At 70.9% G+C, this 17,552-nt stretch carries 20 protein-coding genes; 11 read left to right on the top strand and 9 right to left on the bottom strand.

Annotation, left to right across the window (positions count from 1 at the left end; translation table 11 throughout):
* Positions 1 to 19: 19 nt before the first annotated feature.
* The 7 genes from Prum_RS52330 to Prum_RS34435 all read right to left on the bottom strand — a co-directional run bounded on the left by Prum_RS52330 (position 20) and on the right by Prum_RS34435 (position 6,793).
* Positions 20 to 874 carry a transketolase family protein gene (locus Prum_RS52330; protein ID WP_246278275.1) on the bottom strand — a complete coding sequence of 285 codons (855 nt, stop codon included), beginning with the start codon at positions 872 to 874 and terminating at the stop codon, positions 20 to 22.
* Entirely contained in the window at positions 871 to 1,761 is an 891-nt protein-coding gene (locus Prum_RS34460; RefSeq protein ID WP_218577472.1) for a transketolase, read from the bottom strand. Before Prum_RS34460 ends, Prum_RS52330 begins: the two co-directional genes overlap by 4 nt.
* A complete protein-coding gene (locus tag Prum_RS34455) occupies positions 1,758 to 2,765 on the bottom strand; it encodes a sugar phosphate isomerase/epimerase family protein (RefSeq protein ID WP_173080395.1) in 1,008 nt (335 codons plus the stop codon). The genes Prum_RS34460 and Prum_RS34455 overlap by 4 nt, the downstream gene beginning before the upstream one ends.
* A 34-nt stretch (positions 2,766 to 2,799) precedes the next feature.
* Positions 2,800 to 3,630 carry a carbohydrate ABC transporter permease gene (locus Prum_RS34450; RefSeq protein ID WP_173080393.1) on the bottom strand — a complete coding sequence of 277 codons (831 nt, stop codon included), beginning with the start codon at positions 3,628 to 3,630 and terminating at the stop codon, positions 2,800 to 2,802.
* A complete protein-coding gene (locus Prum_RS34445; protein WP_173080391.1) occupies positions 3,627 to 4,538 on the bottom strand; it encodes a carbohydrate ABC transporter permease in 912 nt (303 codons plus the stop codon). Before Prum_RS34445 ends, Prum_RS34450 begins: the two co-directional genes overlap by 4 nt.
* 7 nt (positions 4,539 to 4,545) lie before the next feature.
* Entirely contained in the window at positions 4,546 to 5,844 is a 1,299-nt protein-coding gene (locus Prum_RS34440; protein ID WP_173080389.1) for an ABC transporter substrate-binding protein, read from the bottom strand.
* A 61-nt stretch (positions 5,845 to 5,905) separates the two neighbouring features.
* Positions 5,906 to 6,793: a nucleoside hydrolase gene (locus tag Prum_RS34435; protein WP_173080382.1), complete on the bottom strand. Its 888-nt coding sequence runs from the start codon at positions 6,791 to 6,793 to the stop codon at positions 5,906 to 5,908.
* A gap of 118 nt (positions 6,794 to 6,911) precedes the next feature.
* Here Prum_RS34435 and Prum_RS34430 point away from each other — a divergent pair, with 118 nt between their 5' ends.
* From Prum_RS34430 to Prum_RS34415, 5 genes are all read left to right on the top strand, one after another.
* Complete coding sequence (locus Prum_RS34430; protein WP_173080380.1) at positions 6,912 to 8,384, top strand: FGGY family carbohydrate kinase; 1,473 nt, start codon at positions 6,912 to 6,914, stop codon at positions 8,382 to 8,384.
* 85 nt (positions 8,385 to 8,469) lie between these two features.
* On the top strand, positions 8,470 to 8,817 hold the full coding sequence (locus Prum_RS55310) for a winged helix-turn-helix transcriptional regulator (RefSeq protein ID WP_218577471.1): 348 nt from the start codon (positions 8,470 to 8,472) through the stop codon (positions 8,815 to 8,817).
* Positions 8,703 to 9,446, top strand: coding sequence for a sugar-binding transcriptional regulator (locus tag Prum_RS34425; protein ID WP_371871398.1), 744 nt, complete (start codon positions 8,703 to 8,705; stop codon positions 9,444 to 9,446). The genes Prum_RS55310 and Prum_RS34425 overlap by 115 nt, the downstream gene beginning before the upstream one ends.
* Positions 9,447 to 9,531: 85 nt before the next feature.
* Positions 9,532 to 10,044 (top strand): SigE family RNA polymerase sigma factor, encoded by a 513-nt coding sequence (locus Prum_RS34420; protein ID WP_173080378.1) that lies wholly within the window; start codon positions 9,532 to 9,534, stop codon positions 10,042 to 10,044.
* Between the two features lie 162 nt (positions 10,045 to 10,206).
* Entirely contained in the window at positions 10,207 to 10,914 is a 708-nt protein-coding gene (locus Prum_RS34415; RefSeq protein ID WP_173080376.1) for a hypothetical protein, read from the top strand.
* A 9-nt stretch (positions 10,915 to 10,923) separates the two neighbouring features.
* Here Prum_RS34415 and Prum_RS52320 read toward each other — a convergent pair whose 3' ends face one another.
* Positions 10,924 to 11,313 (bottom strand): hypothetical protein, encoded by a 390-nt coding sequence (locus Prum_RS52320; RefSeq protein WP_246278273.1) that lies wholly within the window; start codon positions 11,311 to 11,313, stop codon positions 10,924 to 10,926.
* A gap of 179 nt (positions 11,314 to 11,492) precedes the next feature.
* On the opposite strand from Prum_RS52320, the gene Prum_RS52315 reads away from it, so the two are divergent.
* From Prum_RS52315 to Prum_RS34385, 6 genes are all read left to right on the top strand, one after another.
* The gene (locus Prum_RS52315) at positions 11,493 to 11,666 is read left to right on the top strand and encodes a hypothetical protein (protein ID WP_246278272.1); all 174 of its coding nucleotides are present in this window, start codon (positions 11,493 to 11,495) and stop codon (positions 11,664 to 11,666) included.
* 123 nt (positions 11,667 to 11,789) lie between these two features.
* Positions 11,790 to 12,413 (top strand): M15 family metallopeptidase, encoded by a 624-nt coding sequence (locus Prum_RS34405; RefSeq protein ID WP_173080374.1) that lies wholly within the window; start codon positions 11,790 to 11,792, stop codon positions 12,411 to 12,413.
* On the top strand, positions 12,410 to 13,567 hold the full coding sequence (alr, locus tag Prum_RS34400; protein WP_173080372.1) for an alanine racemase: 1,158 nt from the start codon (positions 12,410 to 12,412) through the stop codon (positions 13,565 to 13,567). Before Prum_RS34405 ends, alr begins: the two co-directional genes overlap by 4 nt.
* Entirely contained in the window at positions 13,564 to 14,523 is a 960-nt protein-coding gene (locus Prum_RS34395) for a D-alanine--D-alanine ligase family protein (protein ID WP_173080370.1), read from the top strand. The genes alr and Prum_RS34395 overlap by 4 nt, the downstream gene beginning before the upstream one ends.
* The gene (locus Prum_RS34390; protein ID WP_173080368.1) at positions 14,501 to 15,787 is read left to right on the top strand and encodes a sensor histidine kinase; all 1,287 of its coding nucleotides are present in this window, start codon (positions 14,501 to 14,503) and stop codon (positions 15,785 to 15,787) included. Before Prum_RS34395 ends, Prum_RS34390 begins: the two co-directional genes overlap by 23 nt.
* Complete coding sequence (locus Prum_RS34385) at positions 15,784 to 16,467, top strand: response regulator (RefSeq protein WP_173080366.1); 684 nt, start codon at positions 15,784 to 15,786, stop codon at positions 16,465 to 16,467. Before Prum_RS34390 ends, Prum_RS34385 begins: the two co-directional genes overlap by 4 nt.
* Positions 16,468 to 16,475: 8 nt before the next feature.
* On the opposite strand, the gene Prum_RS34380 is transcribed toward Prum_RS34385, so the two are convergent.
* Positions 16,476 to 17,438 (bottom strand): tetratricopeptide repeat protein, encoded by a 963-nt coding sequence (locus Prum_RS34380; protein ID WP_173080364.1) that lies wholly within the window; start codon positions 17,436 to 17,438, stop codon positions 16,476 to 16,478.
* Between the last annotated feature and the right edge of the window lie 114 nt (positions 17,439 to 17,552).

Below are 17,552 nucleotides of genomic sequence, written 5' to 3'. Positions count from 1 at the left end.
TCGGGTACGCCCAGGATCTTCATCCGTACCGGGTGGTGCTGCACGACGGCCTCGGCCACCGCGCCGCCGAGCGCGCCGGCCGCGGTGGCCTCCTCGGCGGTGACGATGCCCGGGTCTCCCCGGCAGCGGCGACGACCGCGTCGACGTCGAGGGGTTTGACGGTGGGCATGGAGATCACCCGGGCGCTGATCCCGTCCGCGGCCAGTTGCTCGGCGGCGACCAGCGCCCGCCAGAGGACGGTGCCGTTGCTGATGATTGTCACGTCGTCGCCGGCGCGTACGGTGATCGCCTTGCCGGGCTGGAAGGTGTAGTCGTCGGCGTAGATCTGCGGCACGCTCATCCGGCTGACCCGGATGAACACCGGACCCTCGGTGGCCGCCGCCCACCGCATGGCCGCGGCGGTCTCGATCGGATCGGCGGGCACGACAACCACGATGTTGTCGATGGCGCGCAGCCAGGCGATGTCCTCAATGGAGTGGTGGGTGGGGCCGAGCTCCCCGTACGCCATGCCGGGGCTCATGCCGCACAGCTTCACGTTGCGGTCGGAGTAGGCGACGTCCGCCTTGATCTGCTCCATGGCCCGCGCGGTGAGAAAGCAGGAGGCCGCGGAGACGAACGGGATGCGGCCGCCGTTGGCCAGGCCGGCGGCGACGCCGACCATGTCCTGTTCGGCGATGCCTACGTTGATCAACCGGTCGGGAAAGGCTTTCTTGAACGCCTCGAGCTTGCTGGACCCGACGGAGTCGTTGACCACTCCGACGATCCGGTGGTCGGCGCCGGCGAGTTCGACCAGGGTGTCGACGTAGGCGTTGCGGCAGTCGAAGCGCGGCCGGTCGGACAGCGAGTGCTCCGCCGCCGAGAGGGTCCGAGTCATGCAGTTGCTCCCAGTTCGTTCAGCGCCCGTTGCAGTTCGTCCGGGTTGGGCACGCGGTGGTGCCACACCGCGTTGTTGCTCATGAAGGAGATCGGGTGGCCTTTGTGGGTGTGGGCGATGACGAAGGTCGGTTTGCCCGGACGGAACGGGATCGACGAGAGCACGTCGAGTAGCTCGCCGTGGTCGTGCCCGTTGACTTCGACGACCGCGAAGCCGAACGCCGCGGCCTTCTGGTCCAGTGCCTCCAGGTCGTTGGTCTCGCGGACGGTCGCGCCCTGCTGAAGCCGGTTGCGGTCGACGATGACGGTGAGCCGGTCGAGTTCGTGGTGGGAGGCCGCCATCATCGCCTCCCAGTTGCTGCCTTCCTGCAGTTCGCCGTCGCCGACCAGCACGTACGTCCGGCGCCGCGAGACGTCCAGCTTGGCGGACAGGGCATGCCCGACCGCGATCGGCAGGCCGTGCCCCAGTGGGCCGGTGCTGGCCTCGACGCCGGGGACCTTGCGCCGGTTGGGGTGTCCGTTGAGCGCCGACAGCGGTTTGAGGAACGTGGCGAGCTCCGCGACGGGAAGGAACCCGAAGGCGGCGAGGGTCGTGTAGAGGATGCCGGCCACGTGCCCCTTGGAGAGGATGAAGCGGTCCCGTTCCGGGTCGTCCACAGTGTCTGGTGTGACGTTGAGAACCGCACCGTACAAGGTGGCGAGGATGTCGATGGCGGACAGGTCACCGCCGATGTGGCCGGCGCCCGCGTAGTGCACGAGCTTCAGGTCCTGGATGCGGATCTGCCGCGCCGCCTCGGCGATGTGCACGACCTGGTCGGCCCGGCTGGCAAGCGGGCTCAGCCGGCCGAAGACGGGCAGCGTGACGTGTTCGGCGGCCAGCGCGGTCACGCGTCCACCTCCGCGTCGTCCACCATGGACGTCAGCAGGGCTCGCTGTACCAGGCGCCGCGCGGCGAGGGCATCGTGGTCGGCCTGGGCGGCCGCGAGCGCCTTTTCGTCCAATGTGTCCAGCGCCCGGTGGAGCGCCTTGAGGAAGCGGATCGCGTCCTTCGCGGCGGTCACGCTGTCTTCCCGGAACGGGAACTGGTCGAGCTGCCACACGCCGTCCCAGTTGTTGCGGCGCAGGGTGTGGAAGAACTCGAACGTCTCCACCAGGTGCACCGAGCCGACCACCATGTCGTCGTCCCAGCCGCGGAAGTTGTCGTTGACGTCGATGGCGAACAGCCGGCCGGCGTCGATACACAGTTGGGCGGCGTCGGCAGGGGTTTCCTGCCCGTACAGCGAATGGCCGAAGTCGAGCAGGACGCCGAGGTTGTCCACCCCGACCTGCTGGATCGCCAGCAGGGTGCGGGCGGCGTTGGGGAAGATGATCCGGTTGCGGGGTTCGCGTGGCTTGTACTCGATGACGAACCGGATGTCGGGGTGGGCCGAGGTGAGCTCGCGGAGCCCGGCGATGGCGCTCTGCCAGATGTCCCGGTAGTTGACCTGGAACGGGTAGTCCCAGCCGTCCTGGCCGAACCAGAGTTTGACGTAGTCGCAGCCGAGCTGCTTGGCCAGTTCGGTGGCGTCGTTGAGCAGCCGCAGCGCGTGCGCCCGTACGGCCGGGTCGGGGTTGGTGATGGAGCCCTTGACGAAGTCGCGGTTGTAGATCTCCGGGGTGATCGCCACGGCGCGCAGCCCGTTGCGTTCCAGCGCCGCCCGGACGTCGTCGAGCGTGCCGTCGAAGCCGGCGAACGGCCAGTTGAGGTCGACGACGGCCAGGTCGCCGACGGCGCCGGCGCGGTCGATCTGTTCGAGGAGGCCGACGGGCGGCCCGTAGCCTTCGGTGGCATAGCGGTCCTTGTAGGTGGCGAAGTGCCAGATGCCAGCGCCGAAGACCGGCGGGTTACTCATGATTCGGACTCCATTCTGGTACGGGTCGGGCGGGTCAGCCTTTGGTGGCGCCGGCGGTGAGGCCGCCGACGATCCACCGTTGCAGTACGACGTAGGCGAGCAGGATCGGCACGACGGCGATGAGGATGCCGGCGGCCAGACCCGTGTTGTTGTTGGCGAACTGGCCCTGGAAGTTGAGCAGTCCGACCGGGATGGTCTTGTTGGCGTCGGAGTTGAGGACGATGAGGGCGAAGAGGAACTCGTTCCACGTGGCGACGGCGTCGAGGATCGCGACGGTGACGAGAGCCGGTAGCGACAGCGGCAGGATGAGGGTCCAGAAGATCCGCCACGCACCGGCTCCATCGATCTTCGCGGCTTCGATCAGCTCGTCGGGCAACTGCCGGAAGAACGACTGCAACACCAGCACCTCGAACGGGATGCCGAAGGCCAGGTACGGCCCGACGAGCCCGAGCAGGCTGTCGGTGGCGCCCATGCCGCGCAGCATGATGAACACCGGCACGATCGTGATGTAGATCGGGATCGTCAGGCCGAGAAAGACGCCGAACATGATGGTGCGGCGGAAGCGGATCCGCAGCTTCGCCAGCGCGTACGCCAGCATGGCGGAGAGCAGGACGCCGACCGGCACCTTCAGCGCCAGCAGGATCGCGCTGTTGCGGTACGTCGTGGCGAAGTTGCCGACCCGCCACGCCTCGCTGAAGTTGGCCCAGGTGAAGTGCTCGGGCCAGGCCAGCGGCCCGGTGCCGATGAAGTCGGACAGCGGCCGGAGGCTGGTGACGACCAGCAGGGCCAGCGGCGAGATCCAGACGAGCGCGCCGGCGGCCAGCACGACGGTGGTGCCGATTCCCCCTTTGCGGAGCCCGCTCACGAGTCGCGCTCCTTGGTTTGGGACAGCACGTACGGGATGCCGGCGGCGACGGCCACGAGGGTGATGACGACGGCGATCGCGGTGCCGTAGCCGGCGTGGTAGTACTGGAAGACGTTGAAGTACATCCACGTCCCCATGACCTGCGTCGCTGTGCCCGGCCCGCCGTAGGTGGTGGCGTAGATGAGGTCGAAGACCTTGAACGAGTCGATCAGCGACAGCGCCAGCACGATGTAGTGGGCCGGCCGCAGGTTGGGCATGGTGATGTGCCAGAACCGCTGCGACCGGGTGGCCCCGTCCGCGGTGGCGGCCTCGTACTGCTCCCGCGGGATCGCCTGCAGGGCGGCCAGGTAGAGCAGCATGGGAAACCCGGTGCGCAGCCAGATCGCCGGCACCATCACCGCGGCCAGCGCGGTCGAGTTCTGCCCGAGCCACGGCTGCGTCAGGCCGTCGAGGCCGATGGCGCGCAGCGCGGCGTTGACGGCCCCGTAGTCCGGGTTGTAGAGCCAGCCCCAGATCGAGGCGATCGACACCAGCGGCAGCACGCCCGGCGTGTAGAACAGCATCCGCAGCAGCGGCTTGCCGCGGGCCTTGCCGTTCAACAGGACCGCGAGGGTCAGGCCGAGGACCATCGGGACGGTGATGGTCACCACTGTCCAAATGAGATTGTTGAGCGCCGCCCGGGTGACCACGGGATCCTCGGCCATGGCGCGGTAGTTCTCCAGCCCGACCACGTGGTAGCCGGCGCTCAGGCCGTCCCAGTCGGTCAGGCTGAAGAACAGCGACGAGAGCGAGGGGTACACCAGGAAGGCGATGTAGACGGCCAGCCCTGGGAGCGCGAAGACCCACGGCGTGAGCCCGCCGTACTTCTTCTTTTTCCGGACGGCAAGGGAGGCCGTTGCGGTCGCCATCGCGGGACTACTTGGTCTTCGCCCACGCGGAGACGATGTCCTGCATCCGCTTCGCCGCGTCGGCCGGCGCCAGCTTGCCCTGCAGCAGGTCGCTCTGCACGCTGAAGTACTGGTCCGATTGCTGCTTCGGGAACGCCTGGTCCTGGATCGTGTAGAACGGGCTCTGCTTGGCGATCTCCGTCCACTGGTACGACAGGGGCAGCTTGGCCTTGTCCGGCTCGGCGCCGGCGACCGTGGAACCGGTGTTTCCCAACGCCTTCTGGGTGTCCGGCTGCACCAGGTGGTCGAGCAGGGCGGCGGCCTTGTCCTTGTTGCCGCTCTTCGCGTTGATCATGTAGCCCTCGACGAACCCGGAGTGGCGCAGCGGGGTGTGGCCGGTGGGCAGCTGGAACGTGCCGAACTCCGCCGACGGCTTGTTGGCGGTCTGGATCGCGACGGCCTCGGTCCACTGACCGGTGATGGTGTACGCGGTCTTGCCCTGCACGTACATCGGCTCGACGTCGGCCGGGTCGAGGCCGAGCGCACCGTCCGGCAGCCACTTCTTGTCCTGCCACTTCTTGAAGTTGGCGAAGGCCGTCACCACCTCCGGACGGTCCCAGCTCTCCGCGCCGGAGAGCAGCTTGTCGTGCAGCTCGGGCCCGGCGGACTGCTCCAGCAGGTACTCGAAGAGCCGCATGATGTCCCAGCCGTACTTGCCGGCCACGCCGCAGGGTGTGACGCCGGCCGCGACCAGCTTGTCGTTCGCCTCTTCGAGCTCGGCGTACGACGTCGGCACGCTCACGCCGGCCTTGGCGAAGGCGGCCTTGTTGTACCAGACGCCGACGCCCGCGACGAAGAACGGCAGGCCGCTCTTGACGCCGTCGAACGTCATACCGGCGATGGCGTTCTGGTTTATCTTGCTGTCCCAGCTGTACTTGGCGTAGTACGGCGCGAGGTCGGCGGCCTGCTTCGCCTTGGCGTACGGGGCGCCGATCTGGCCGCCCCAGATGCGCCAGATGTCCGGGCCGGCGCCGCCGAGCAGCTCGGTGCGCAGCTTGTCCGGGTACACGGCCGCGCCGGAGCCGGGCAGGCTGTCGACGGTCGTGGTGGTGCCGTTCTGCTGGTCGAACTTGGCCACCTGCTCCTTGAGCAGACCGATCGTGGCGTTGTCTTCGTAGGTGAACACGCGCAGCTTGTTCGATCCGCCGCTGGAGCCACTGCCGGAGTCGTCGTCGGAGACACCGGTGCAGGCGCTCAGACCGGCCGCGCTGAGGACCAGGCCGGTCATGCCGAGGATGCCTCGGCGGGTGTACGTCGTTCCGGTCATTGCCGTCTCCTTCGTCTGCTTCGTGGGGGACGTTCGGAGGGGTTGCGGAATGCGGGCGTGGTCAGGGCCGGCCGCGCCCGAAGCGGCGGATCTTGGCGAACATGTCCTCGATGAGGAACCGGACGTCGACGGATTCGGTGACGCGGATCGGGTGCCCGGTGCCGGGCACGTGGTGCCCTTCGCGCCCGAAGCGCGGTGCGGGCCTGACCCGGAAGGTGCCGCCGTTGGGGTACAGCATCAGCGAGACGGCCGGTGAGTCGCCGAGGGAGCGGGACTCGATGGGTTCGGGGTGATAGGTCGCGTTCCATTCGACCAACTGGCGGATCAGGTAGTCGGCGAGCGCGCTGGTGCCGCCGATCCTCTCCGCCAGCTCGGCGTAGCCGACGGAGACCTGCGCGTACACGTTGCTGGGCACCTGCCACAGCGTGATGCCCGAGCTGAACACGACGTTGGCGGCGTCGATGTCGTTGCTGAGGTTGAACTCGACGCCGGGGTACGTCTGGACGCCGTAGCCGACGCCACCGATCCAGATGACCACGACGGGCCGCTGGACGATGTCCGGGTCGAGCAGGATCGCCGCCGCCATGTCGGTCAGCGGCCCGAGGAAGGCGACGTAGAGCGGGTCCTGCGGCGAGGCGAGCTTGCTTTCCGCCAGGATCAGCCGTGCCCCGGGGCTGTCCTGGGGGGTCCGCTCGTCGGGGATCGCGGTCGCCGCGCCGTTGGCCACGGTGACCTTTCCCCGCAGGTCCATGAGGTCGAGCAGGCGGTCGATCTCCTCCCGGGACTCCTCCATGCTGCGGGTGGTGCGGCGGGTCCCGAAGTGCGCGGCGATCAGGCCGCGCACGTCCAGCGACGAAGACAGCAACGCGTGCACGATGGCGAACTGGTCGTCCGCCTCGTTCTTGGCGTCGGTGTCGATGATCACGCGGCGTCGCCGTGTCGGCTGCATTGACGCTCCCAGTGGGGGTGGACTCGTCGGCTTCCCAGCGCATAATCTATCGGTAACGCAATTCTAGTCAACCCCTCGTTCCGACCCGGTCACTTAAGATCGCCGAGAAGGAGGCGCTGTGGGCGCAGCCGCGAAAGACCAGGTCATCCTCGCGATCGACCAAGGGACGACCAACACGAAGGCGCTACTTGTACGCGCGGACGGTCGGGTGGTCGGCACCGGCGCGGCGCCCGTCGGCGTCTCCTCGCCGCGGCCCGGCTGGGTCGAGCAGGACCCGGAGCGGATCTGGGTGAGCGTGGTGGAGGCGGTGACCGCCTGCCGGCGCGGAGCGCCCGACGCCGACCTCGCCGGCATCGCGCTGTCCACCCAGCGCGAGTCCGTCGTGGGCTGGCGGGCCAGCACGGGCGGCGCGCTCGGGCCGGTGATCGGCTGGCAGGACCGGCGCACCGCGGGATGGTGCGCGGACGGCGTCGACGCGCAGGCCCGGCACCTGGTCCGCGCCCGCACCGGGCTGCGGGTCGACCCGATGTTCTCCGCCCCGAAGATGCGGTGGCTGCTCGATCATCGACCCGCCGGCGTCCCGATCGAGGACGTCCGGTTGGGCACGATCGACTCGTGGCTGCTCTGGCGCCTGACCGGTGGCGCGGCACACCTGTGCGAGGCGGGCAACGCCTCGCGCACCCTGCTGTACGACATCGCCAGCCTGGACTGGGACGGCGATCTCCTCGACATCTTCGGCGTGCCCCGCGGCGCGCTCCCCCGGGCGGTCGCCTCCGACGCCCGCTTCGGCGCGGTCGCGGGCGTCCCCGCCGTGCCGGACGGCACCCCGATCCTGGCCGTCCTGGCCGACTCGCACGCCGCCCTGTACGGGCACGGGTGCACCACCGCCGGCACGGCCAAGGCGACCTACGGCACCGGTTCCTCGGTGATGGCCCCGCTCGACGCGCTGTCGACCACCGAGTCGTCCGTGCCGACCACCCTGGCCTGGGTGGCCGGCGGCTCGCCCACGTACGCCTTGGAAGGCAACATCCTGTCCTCCGGCGCCGCCCTCGCCTGGGCGGCGGACATCCTCACCGGCGGCAGCGTCGCCGACCTCGTCGACCTGGCCGAGACGGTGCCGGACAGCGCCGGAGTCACGCTGGTGCCCGCCTTCGCCGGCCTCGGCGCCCCGCACTGGGACCGGCAGACCCAAGCACTGCTGTCCGGCATGGGGGAAGGAACGCAGCGCGCCCACATAGCCCGCGCCGCGGTCGACTGCGTCGCGCACCAGATCTGCGACATCGTCGACGTGATCGAGGACCGGGCCGGGCGGCTGCGGGTGTTCCGGGCCGATGGCGGCGCGACCGCCTCCGCCCTGGTCGTCCAGACGCAGGCCGACATGCTGGGCCGGGAGGTACGAGTCGGCGAGGTCGCGGAGGTGTCCGCGCTCGGTGCCGCCCGCCTCGCCTGGGCCAGCCTCGGCCGGAGCGACTCGTGGCCGTCCCACGACGGCGGCGCCAGCTACCACCCCAAGCTGGACGAAACCGACCGGCGCAGCCGGCGGAGCCGCTGGGCCGGCGAGGTGAGCCGCACCAGGTACCGCCCGGCATGACGAACGGGTGTGCGCAATTTTATTCGCTGGATGGCAGGATGGATCCGCGGAAAGCGGTTGTCACCTGTTGTCAGGAGAGCTCCACATGGCATCAGCGGCTCGGGGCGTGACCCCGACTGCGACAGACGGGCAGATCCGGCTCATCACCAAAGTCGCGCGGATGTACCACGAGCGCGGCATCCGCCAGGTCGAGATCGCCGAGACCCTGCATCTCTCTCAGACCAGGGTCTCCCGCCTCCTTAAGCGCGCCGCCGAGTTGGGCATCGTTCGCACCGTGGTAGCCGTCGCCCCGGTCTGCACACCGACCTCGAGGAAGCCCTGGAAACCACGTACGGGCTGGCCGAGGCGGTCGTCGTCGACGTGCAGGGCAGCCACCTGGACATCGCCACCGGCCTCGGCTCGGCCGGCGCCTCGTACCTCGAAACCACGCTGACCGGCGGCGAACGCGTCGGCATCTCCAGCTGGAGCCAGACACTGCTCGCCGCCGTCGACCGCATGCACCCGTTCCGCCTGCCCGGCGCCGAGAGCGTGATCCAGCTCGTCGGCGGACTCGGCGACCCCTCGGCACAGACCCAGGGCAACCGCCTGCTCACCGAAATGGCCCGGCTCGTCGGCGCCACACCCATGTTCGTACCGGCGCCCGGCCTGGTGGGCAAGAAGAGCATCCGGGACAGCCTGCTCAGCGACCCCGCCATGGAATCGGTGGCCGCCGCGTGGAGCCGCCTCACCATGGCCCTCGTCGGCATCGGCAGCCTGCCACCATCGCCGCTGCTCCGGGCCAGCGGCAACGCCGTCGACCCGGCCGAGCAGGACAAGCTCCTCGCCGCCGGCGCGGTCGGCGACGTGTGCCAGCGGTACTTCGACGCCACCGGCACCCTCGTACACAGCGACCTCGACGACCGCGTCGTGGGCATCGACGCCGAGACGCTGCGCCGGATCCCGCGCCGGATCGGCATCGCGGGCGGCGAGAGCAAACACGCCGCCATCCACGCGGCCCTCACCGGCGCATGGGTCAACGTCCTGCTGACCGACACCGGCACCGCGGAGGCGCTCGTGCGCTGACCGCTCGCAGCGGTCCGCCGCCGCCGCAACCTTGTGGTGACGCCAGGCGTAACCATCTCAGGGGCACGGGAGGGGCGGGGCCGAGATGCGGGACGCGTACAGCTTCGACGAGTTCTACCGCAGCACGTCGACGCGCTTGATGCGGTACGGGTATGCGATCGTCGGCGACCTCGCCGAGGCGCAGGACCTGGTTCAGGAGGCGTACACGCGGGCGTGGCAGCGGTGGCGCACCGTCGCCGACCATCCCAGCCCGGAGTCCTGGGTACGGCTGGTCGTCACCCGGCTGGCCGTGGACCGATGGCGGCGGCTGGGCCGCTGGCAGGCGGCGCTGCTGCGGTCCGGCCCGCCCGAACCGGTCCGGCCACCCAACGAGGACACCGTCCTCGTCGTCGCCGCGCTGCGCCGCCTGCCCGCTGCCCAGCGACAGGCGCTGGCCCTGCACTACCTGTTCGACCTACCGATCGCCGAGATCGCCCTGGAGACCGGGGTGGCCGTCGGCACCGTGAAGTCCTGGCTGTCGCGCGGCCGGGCCGGGCTGGCCGAAGCACTCGCCGGTACACCGGCGGGCGGCGCCCGGGAGGGAGACGACGATGAATGACCTCGAGCGGGCGTACACGGCCCTGGCACAGGAGGCGGACACCGTGGCACTCACGACACCAGGCGCCCTGCGGTCCCGCGCCGACCGGCGCGGCCGGATCCGGGTCGCGACGACCCTCGCCGCCGCCGCGGCGGCGGTCGGCGTCGCGGTCGCCGGAACGCAGTGGGTCTTCCGCGCCGACGCGCCCGCGCCGATTCCCGGCACCACCCCGAGCCCCGCTCCCCGGCCACCTCGCCACCACCGCCGACACCGTCCGCTACGGCCCCCACGGCCGCACCGTCCACCACAACGACGACCCCGCCCCGCCGCACACCGCCCAAGAGCGTCCCCAACAGCGCGTTTCTGCAGATCACCGACACCAACGGCGACGTTCCCGTGGAGAACCTGGACGGCGAACCGGTCCTGCCGAAGCTGTGCGACGCCACCTTCGACAGCGACGACGCCATCGCGGTCCGCCGCACCCGCCTGATCACCTACTGGGCCGAACAGCGCCAGGACGGCCAAGTGCCGGACGGCACGTTCCGGCAGTCCATCACCGTGTACGAGCCGGACCAGGCGGCCCGCTTCCTGGACGAGCTGCGCGCGGCGGTGGCCGGCTGCCCGACCCAGGCAGAACGGCGCTACCGGCTCCTCTCCGCGCCCCGACACGGCGACGACTCTCTCGTGGTCGAAGAGACCTACCCGACCGTCGACCCCGACGGAAAACCGACCGGCGGCCGGGACGTACGACTGGTCTCGGTGGTACGCATCGGCGACGTCGTCACCATGCTCTACGAGAAAGGCTGGGAGGCCGGCTGGTCAGCCGAGCCCGACGTCGTCAACGCGTTCACGACCAAGGCGGTGACCCGCGTGGAGTCCTGGCTGAACTGACCCAGAGGCTCAGTGCGGATCTGGGCGGAGGGACGCGCGAGCGGCGTTGATGGCGTCGAGCAATTCCTCGTGGGACTCGTACTGATCGGCGCGGTCTACATCGACACCGCATTCTTGTTGCCGTGCCCGGATCACGTCCGCGTACGGGTACGAGGAGATGTGCACGGGGAAGGCGAAGGGGTCGAGGGCTCGTTCCCGGAGCACCTCGAACGGGCGGCCGCCGCCATAGCCGATGTGGAGCCAGCTGTCGTACGGGGAGCGGTCGTACACGTTGGCCGCGAACCCGTTCGTCCATTCGGTGAACAGCGTGGCCAGGCTGGGGGCGGCGCGAAGCGGGTTCCAGTCGTCAGCGTCGATCTGGTAGCGCCAGACCTCTCCCTCCCGGTCGCCGGTGAGCACGCAGGTAAAAACCAGGTGGTCGGTGAAGAACAGGGGAAGCTGGTGCCGCCAATGGAAGGGGTCGCGACCGCGAAGGACAAGTAGTTGAGCAACTCGTCCGCGTCGGTACACGGCAGCATGTACGCGCCGCTCGGCAAGACCGGCCCGTACAGCCATCGCTGGGATCGGAGCCAGATCAGTTGCTCGGCGATGTGGTCCACGTCGAAGACCCGGCGAAGTACGTCGAGCGGCAGCTCGTCGCCGCGGTCGCCATCATCGGTCCACGGCACACCCGCGGCCGTCGCCGCGGCCCGATACGCCTGCACCGCGTCACGCAGCACGGGCATGCCGTCGAGCATCACAGACCTCCATGATCGAGCCCGGCACAGGCTACCCCGCTCCCGACCACCCGGGGTGCCGGTCCTTCGCTACCTGAGGACGACGCTGCGGCACCTGAGACGGAGGCGCCCCGCTCCGCACGCCGCCACCGTCGGATCATGACAGTCTTGCTTTCCGATCCTCGGGTCGCGGCCGTGCCGGTGCACGACGCCGCCGAGCCGTTGGTACGCCTCGACGCGGACTTCGGGCCGGCGCGGGCGTGGGTTCGTCGGGGCCTGGCGGAACGGCTCGCCGCCGCTCGGGACGCCTTACCGGCCGACCTTCGGCTGCGGGTGGTGGAGGGTCACCGTCCGGTTCGGCAGCAGCGGTCCATCATCGCGGCCTATTCGACGGAGCTACGTCGCCTTCACCCGGGGCTGCCCGACGCCGAGCTGCACCGTCTGACGAGCAGGTTCGTGTCGCCGGTCGAGGTGGCTCCGCACGTCGCGGCCGCGGCGGTGGATCTGACGCTGGTGGACCCCGAGGGCGCGGAGTTGGACATGGGTACGCCGATCGACGCGACGCCCGAGCAGTCCGGCGGCGCTTGCTACTTCGCCGCGGCGGGGATCGACACGGACACCCGGGCGCGCCGGGAGCTGATGGCGAAGGTGCTGAGCGGTGCTGGCCTGGTGAACTACCCGACGGAGTGGTGGCACTGGAGCTACGGCGACCGGTACTGGGCCTTGATGACCGGCGCGCCCGCCGCGCTGTACGGCCCGGTCCTGGCGGAGCCGGCCGGATGACGGCACTCGCGCTCGCCCGGCGGGAGGCGCTTGGCGGAGCCGCGCGGCTGACGGTCGACCTGGGCGCGGTCGCGGAGAACGTCCGGCTGCTCAGGCGGCGTACCGCGGCGGGGTTGATGGCCGTGGTCAAGGCGGACGGCTTCGGCCACAGCGCCGTCGACGTCGCCCGCACGGCCGTGGCCGCCGGGGCGGGTTGGCTGGGCGTGACGAGCGTCGACGAAGCCGTCGCGCTGCGCGATGCTGGGCTGCGGGTACCCGTGCTGAGCTGGCTCAACCCGCTCGACGCCGACTTCGGCGCGGCGGTGCGCCGAGGGGTCGACCTGGCGGTCCCCAGCGGCGCCCACCTCGACGCGATCGCCGGCGCGGCCGGTCCCGCCCGCGTTCATCTGCATCTGGACACCGGCATGGCCCGCGACGGCGCCGAGCCGGAGGCGTGGCTCGACCTGTGCCGGCGGGCCCGCGCGGCCGAGCAGGACGGGCGGATCCGGGTGGTCGGGGTGATGGGACACCTCGCGTGCGCCGAGACACCGGGGCACCCGGCCAACGCGGCCGGCCGGCGCCTGTTCGAGTGGGGCGCGGCCATAGCCCGCGGCGCGGGGCTGCGGCCCGCCGTGCGCCATCTGGCCGCCTCGGCGGCGGCCCTCACCGATCCACGATCCCACTTCGATTTGGTACGCGTCGGCGCGGCGCTGGTCGGCATCGACCCGACCGGTACCACCGCTCTGCGCACCGCGCTGAGCCTGACCGCTCCCATCGTGGCCGTGCGACGCGTCCCGGCGGGGACCCCGGTCGGCTACGGGCACGCCTGGCGGACGGGGGCGGCGACCACCCTCGGCTTGGTACCCGTCGGGTACGCCGACGGCCTGCCACGCAATGCCTGGCCCCGTGCCGAGGTGCACGTCCGCGGCCGGCGACGCCGCCTCGCCGGCCGGATCTCCATGGATCAGTTCGTCGTCGATCTCGGCACCGATCCGGTGCGGCCCGGCGAGACCGCCACCGTGTTCGGCCCGGGCGACGCCGGGGAGCCGACGCTCGCGGACTGGGCCGGCTGGGCCGACACGATCCCGCACGAGCTGGTGACCCGGCTCGGCCCCCGGCTCCGCCGCCACGTCATCGCCGCCGACCACCCCGCCCCGGATGGGAACCTGCCATGAACACACCCCGTTCCCGCGTCGCCGTCATCGGCGGCGGCCAGAACTGCGAACACGAGGTTTCCCTCGCTTCCGCGGCCGCTGCCGCTGCCGCGCTCGGTCCCCACCGGTACGACGTGGTGGTCCTGACCATCGGCGTCGACGGCGGCTGGCGGGACGGGAGCGACCGGCCGATCGGTCTGGCCGCCGCTGTCGAGGTGCTGCGCGGCTGCGACGTGGCGATGCCGCTGGTGCACGGGCCACGCGGTGAGGACGGCACGCTGTCGGCCCTGCTCGACCTCGCCGGCGTGCCGTACGTCGGCTCCGGGCTGACCGCCGGCGCCGTCGCGATGGACAAGTGGGTGACCAAGCTGGTGGCGGAGGCCATCGGCATCGCGACCGCGCCGGGTGTCCTGCTCACCGCCGCGACCGCCGCCACGTACGCCTGGACCCACCCGGTCGTCGTCAAACCGGTCTCGGCCGGCTCGAGCCAAGGCGTCGCCCGGGTGGACCGGCCCGGGCAGCTGGCCACCGCGCTCGCCGCCGCGCTCGCGGTGGACCACCGGGTGCTGGTCGAGGACGTCGTCGACGGCCGGGAGGTGGATCTCGCCGTGCTGGCCCGCCCGGACGGGACCCGGATCGTCGCCCCCGCGCTGGAAGTCGTGGTCGCCGGCGGCGTTTTCGACTACGCCACGAAGTACGACGGATCGGCTGTGTTCCGGGTACCGGCTCCGCTGGACGAGGCGGACCGCAAGGCGCTCGAGCACGCCGCGCTGGCGACGTACGACGCGCTGGGGTGCCGTGGCGTCGCGCGGGTCGACTTCTTCCTCACCGCGGACGGTCCGGTCCTCAACGAGGTCAACACCACGCCCGGCTTCACCAGCCAGTCGCAGGTACCGCGGATGTTCGCCGCGGCGGGCATCGCGTACCCGGAACTGCTCGATACGCTGATCAGCGATGCACTCGCCGCCCCATCCTGACGCTGCGTGGCAGGAGTGGCTGCCGGACGCCGCGGCCGGGCTGATCGTGGCGGCTCTCGGGTTGGTCATCGCGATCCTGAACTACGGCGCGTTCGACGAATACGCCGGGGCCGTGCCGCTCGGGCTGAGCCCCTACCGTCAGGTGGCGCTGCTCGCGGTGGTCGCGATCGTCATGGGGGCGGCGATCGGTCTCAGCCGCCTCGCCCCCGGCGCCGCGCTGGCGACGGTGTGGGTGCTGGCCGGGACACATGTGCTGGTCGGCGTACCGATCCTCGCCACCGAGCTGGCGGTCGTGGTGGTGGCGTTCGGCACGGCCCGCTGGGGCAGCACGGCGATCGTCTGGCTCAGCGCGCTGTCCATCCCGGCCGGCGCGATCGTCGCCGTCCGCTTCCTCGCCAGCGACATCCGGCGGGTCCTGTCCGGCTTCATCGACCTGAGCGCCCTGGCGAACCTCGCGGAGCAGTGGCAGCCGGGTGCCATCGTCATCGGCGCGGCGCTGCTGGGTCTGCCGTGGATGGCCGGCATGGTGCTGCGCGTGGCCGCGGGAGCTCGGACGACGGCCGACCTGGCCTCGGTCGACGTCGCCCGGGCCGAGGCGGACCGGGCGCAGGCGCGGCAGATCGCCCGGCTACGCGAAGACCAAGCCCGTCTCGCCCGCGACGTACACGACGTGGTCGGCCACTCGCTCGCGGTGATCCTCGCCCAGGCCGAGTCGGGCCAGTACCTGCCCGACGGCGATCCAGCGGCCCTCAAGACGACCCTGGCCAACATCGCCGACTCGGCCCGCACCTCGCTGCAGAGCGTCCGGCACGTGCTGTCGGCCACACAGGAGGGCATCGCGGCTCCCACGCCAGGGCTGGACAGCCTCGTCGAAGGGCTGCGCACGAGCGGCCACGAGGTCGCCTCGACGGAGTCCGGCGCGCCCCAGCCGATGCCGCCCGAGCTCGAACTGACCGCGTTCCGGACGCTGCAGGAAATGGCGACAAACGCGATGAAACACGGCCGGCGTGATCGCCCCATCACCGTGGAACGCCGATGGCCGGACGGAGATTGGGAGGCCACGCTGAGGATCTCGGTGAGCAACGTCGCGGCGGCCGAGCCCGCCACCTGGCTGCCGGACTGGACCGCCGGCCAGGGCCTGACCGGCATGCGGGAACGGGTCGAGTCCGCCGGCGGCCGGCTCGACGTCGACCGGCGTGACGTCGCCGGCGAGCCAAGGTTCACCGCGACCGCGTGGATCCCCGTGCGGCGGTCACTGCCGTGACCGACCCGATCAGCGTGCTGCTCGCCGACGACCAGGAACTGTTCCGCTCGGGCGTAGCGGTCATCGTGGACGCGCAAGACGGCATGTCGGTGGTCGGCGCCGCCGGCGACGGGCTCGAGGCGGTCCGCCTCGTCGACGACCTGGCACCCGACGTCGTGCTGATGGACATCCGGATGCCGCACATGGACGGCGTCGAGGCGACCCGGCAGATCTTTCTGCCCGAGCGGGTCCGCAGGCGGGCCAAACCCGTGCGCGTGCTGGTCCTGACCACCTTCAACCTGGACGACCGGGCGGCCACCGCGATCCGCTACGGCGCGAGCGGCTTCCTCCTCAAAGACACCACCCCGGTGATGCTGCGCGACGCCATCCGCACCGTCCATTCCGGCAACGCCGTCCTCGCACCGCCCGACCTGACAGCCCTGATGGACAACCACTTCCGGGCACCCGTCCCGACGCCCGAGTCCTACCTCGCCCTCACCGACAAGGAACGGGACGTCTTCACCGCCGCCGCACGCGGCATGTCCAATGCCGAGATAGCCGCCACGGTGTACGCGAGCGAGTCCACAGTGAAGACGCACATCGGCGCGATCCTCCGCAAGCTCGGACTGCGCGACCGCGTCCAAATTGTCGTATTCGCGTACGAACACGGCCTGATGCCACCGCGCCCCGCGGTGCCGTAGAACCCTCATTACCGTGCCGGGCGTGGGTGGGCGTGCACGACGGCCAGGTTGTGTTGCAGGGCGGCGATTTCCGGGTGGTCGGGGCCGAGCACGCTGGTCTTGATCCGTAGCGCCTCGTCCAACGAGCGAAGGGCCGCCGCCGGATCGCCGCGGCGGTACCGCGCCACACCGAGACTGTGCAGGCACACGGCGACCTCGTAGTGGTCCGGGCCGAAGCGACGGACCCAGATCCGGTACGCCTGGCCGAGTTGGGTTTCGGCCTCGTCGAGGTGGCCCAAGCCGAGCAGGACCGCACCGAGTACCGCCGCGTCCGCGGCGACCTCGGTCGCGGTCGGGCCGTGCTCGCGCCGGTGCAGCATGAGGGCGGTGCGGGCCGGTGTCAGGGCGTCGGCGAACCGGCCCTCGGCGTGCGCCAACCCGGCCAGGTTGTGGTAAATGCAGGCCGTCAGGTCGGTGTGCGTGGACGTGGCGAGGGCGGCGGCGTAGCGCTCTGCTGCCTCGGCATAGCGGCCGGCGTCCTTGTACACCACGCCGAGCGCGTTGTTGACCGCGCTGAGCGGTTCCACCGGTGTGGCGTGCTCGGCAGGACCGGCGATGGCGCCACGCAACGTGGCTTCGGCGACGTCGAGCTTGCCCTGCCGGCGTTGACTGTTGGCGAGGCGGATCAACGCGTCGACCAGCGTGGCCTGGCACGGCTCAGCACGCGGCGCCGCGTCGAGCAGGCGGATGGCTCGCCCTAGGGTGGCTTCGGCATCGGCGTAGCGGGCCAGCTGAAACTCGAAGTCGGCGAGGGTGAGCAGCGCGCCGACCAACTCCACGACAGCGGCGCCGTCGAAGAGGGCGATGGCTCTGACGACCTGCTGTTGGGCGCGGCGCAGGCGCCCGGCACGCCACAGCCGCAACGCGCGCTGGTGACCTTGCCGGGCCCTGACCAGATTCCACGCTCCGCGCCAGCCGGGCGCAGCGGTCATCTCCCCCGCGCGTCCAGCGACGGCTCGGCGTGGTTGAGAGAGATGCCCGCAGAGGCTCAGGTCCCCTACCTTCGTACCGCGCGGGTCGCCGAAAAACACGCCTTAGGCTTGGCG

Source organism: Phytohabitans rumicis (assembly GCF_011764445.1).
GTDB lineage: Bacteria > Actinomycetota > Actinomycetes > Mycobacteriales > Micromonosporaceae > Phytohabitans > Phytohabitans rumicis.
Note: the sequence above shows the minus strand (reverse complement) of the source record. Positions and strands in the feature narration are given on the sequence as shown.

Bases quoted from the DNA above. Each gene is read 5' to 3' on its own strand.
- Prum_RS34445 (WP_173080391.1), bottom strand. From the start codon at position 4,538: ATGGCGACCGCAACGGCCTCCCTTGCCGTCCGGAAAAAGAAGAAGTAC.
- alr (WP_173080372.1), top strand. From the start codon at position 12,410: ATGACGGCACTCGCGCTCGCCCGGCGGGAGGCGCTTGGCGGAGCCGCG.
- Prum_RS34420 (WP_173080378.1), top strand. From the start codon at position 9,532: ATGCGGGACGCGTACAGCTTCGACGAGTTCTACCGCAGCACGTCGACG.
- Prum_RS34435 (WP_173080382.1), bottom strand. From the start codon at position 6,793: ATGCAGCCGACACGGCGACGCCGCGTGATCATCGACACCGACGCCAAG.
- Prum_RS34390 (WP_173080368.1), top strand. From the start codon at position 14,501: ATGCACTCGCCGCCCCATCCTGACGCTGCGTGGCAGGAGTGGCTGCCG.
- Prum_RS34405 (WP_173080374.1), top strand. From the start codon at position 11,790: ATGACAGTCTTGCTTTCCGATCCTCGGGTCGCGGCCGTGCCGGTGCAC.
- Prum_RS34455 (WP_173080395.1), bottom strand. From the start codon at position 2,765: ATGAGTAACCCGCCGGTCTTCGGCGCTGGCATCTGGCACTTCGCCACC.
- Prum_RS34440 (WP_173080389.1), bottom strand. From the start codon at position 5,844: ATGACCGGAACGACGTACACCCGCCGAGGCATCCTCGGCATGACCGGC.
- Prum_RS52330 (WP_246278275.1), bottom strand. From the start codon at position 874: ATGACTCGGACCCTCTCGGCGGCGGAGCACTCGCTGTCCGACCGGCCG.
- Prum_RS34380 (WP_173080364.1), bottom strand. From the start codon at position 17,438: ATGACCGCTGCGCCCGGCTGGCGCGGAGCGTGGAATCTGGTCAGGGCC.
- Prum_RS55310 (WP_218577471.1), top strand. From the start codon at position 8,470: ATGGCATCAGCGGCTCGGGGCGTGACCCCGACTGCGACAGACGGGCAG.
- Prum_RS34395 (WP_173080370.1), top strand. From the start codon at position 13,564: ATGAACACACCCCGTTCCCGCGTCGCCGTCATCGGCGGCGGCCAGAAC.